Genomic DNA, 1428 nt, shown 5'->3' with positions numbered 1-1428 from the left:
CGATTCGCATGGGCACTTCGGCAACCTGCTGGCCGACGAGATCGATCCACGGGCGCTGCTGATCCAGGGCAAGCCGCGGCAGCTCGGGATGATGGCCGGCGTCGACCAGGGCGTCGACGGCGTGCTGATGGTGGGCTGGCATTCGCGTTCGAAGACCCGCGGCGTGCTGGCGCATACGACGAACAGTTTTGCGTTCGCGCGGGTGTGGCTGGGCGGGCTGGAGCTCGGCGAGATCGGCTTGTATGCCGCGCTGGCCGGCGAATTCGGCGTGCCGGTGCTGATGGCCAGCGGCTGCGACGTGATGGCGGCCGAGGTGGCGGCGTTGCTGCCGGGTGTGGCGAGCACTGTCGTCAAATGGTCCGAAGGCGCGCGCAGCGGGCGCTCGTTGTCGCCGGCGCAGTCGCGCGAGGCGATCGAGGCGGCGGCGCGCGAGGCGGTGCAGGGCGTGGCGGCTGCACCGCGCGCGCCGTGGCGACTGCCCGCCGCGCCGACGCTGCRTGTGCAATGCCAGACGCCGGCGCTGGCCGATGCGTTCGCGCTGTGGCCAGCCGTGCAGCGCGAGGATGCAGAGACGATCTCGGTCGTGTGCGGCACGGTGCATGAGGCCATCCGCAGCCTCAATGCGCTGTCGGTGATGGCGAACGCCTTGCGCTGAACCTGCCCGGCGCATGCCGGGTTGACAGGCGCCGGAACGCTCTTTATATTGCCATAAGGTTATATAAAGAGAAGGCTATGTGATGGACTCCGCGACGGTTTCCGATCCCCTCGACCTGACCTTTGCCGCGCTGGCCGATCCGACCCGCCGGGCGATGCTGGCGCGGTTGGCAAACGGCGAGGCGACGGTCAACCAACTGGCCGAGCCGTTCGCGCTGTCGCAGCCGGCGATCTCGAAGCACCTGAAGGTGCTGGAGCGTGCCGGGCTGATCTCGCGCAGCCGTGCCGCGCAGACGCGGCCGTGCCGGCTCGAGGCGGCGCGGCTGCAGGACGTGGCGCAATGGGTCGCCCCGTACCGCGCGCTGTGGGAAGACAGCTTCGACCGACTCGATGCCTTCCTGCAATCCACCTCCAAACCGATACCGAAAGGAAAACGCCATGTCCGCAAACCCTGATCCGACGAGTTTCGTCATCACCCGCGAGTTCCGCCAACCGCGCGCGGTGGTCTGGAAGGCCTGGAGCGAGCAGGCGCAACTGCAGAAGTGGTGGGGCCCGAAGGGCTGCACGATCGAGGTGCGCCGCTTCGAATTCCAGCCCGGCGGCTTCTTCCACTACGCGATGCATTTCGACGGCGCACCGACGATGTGGGGCCGCTTCAATTACCGCGAGATCGTCGCCGGCGAGCGGCTGGTGTGGCTGAACTCGTTCGCCAACGCGCATGGCGGCATCGCGCGCGCGCCGTTCAGCGAGGACTGCCCGATGGAGATCGAGAAC

Annotated in this window: 3 protein-coding genes; all 3 read left to right on the top strand. The window is 68.2% G+C overall.

What is annotated here, in order from left to right; all coding sequences use genetic code 11:
* A partial coding sequence (locus AC1D12_RS33295) for a M55 family metallopeptidase (protein WP_477845370.1) occupies positions 1-655 on the top strand: 655 nt, incomplete at its 5' end.
* Positions 656-737: 82 nt separating this feature from the next.
* On the top strand, positions 738-1109 hold the full coding sequence (locus AC1D12_RS33290; protein WP_477845369.1) for an ArsR/SmtB family transcription factor: 372 nt from the start codon (positions 738-740) through the stop codon (positions 1107-1109).
* Positions 1093-1428, top strand: a 336-nt coding sequence (locus AC1D12_RS33285) for an SRPBCC family protein (protein ID WP_477845368.1), incomplete at its 3' end; no start/stop codon positions are given. The genes AC1D12_RS33290 and AC1D12_RS33285, both read left to right, overlap by 17 nt.

The sequence above is a fragment of the Rhizobacter sp. P1_G5 genome (assembly GCF_056405435.1).
The sequence above is the reverse complement of the archived record's forward strand: the minus strand, read 5'-3'. Positions and strand labels throughout refer to the sequence as shown.

Excerpts from the sequence above, each read along its gene's own strand:
- AC1D12_RS33290 (WP_477845369.1), top strand. The coding sequence starts at position 738 with ATGGACTCCGCGACGGTTTCCGATCCCCTCGACCTGACCTTTGCCGCG.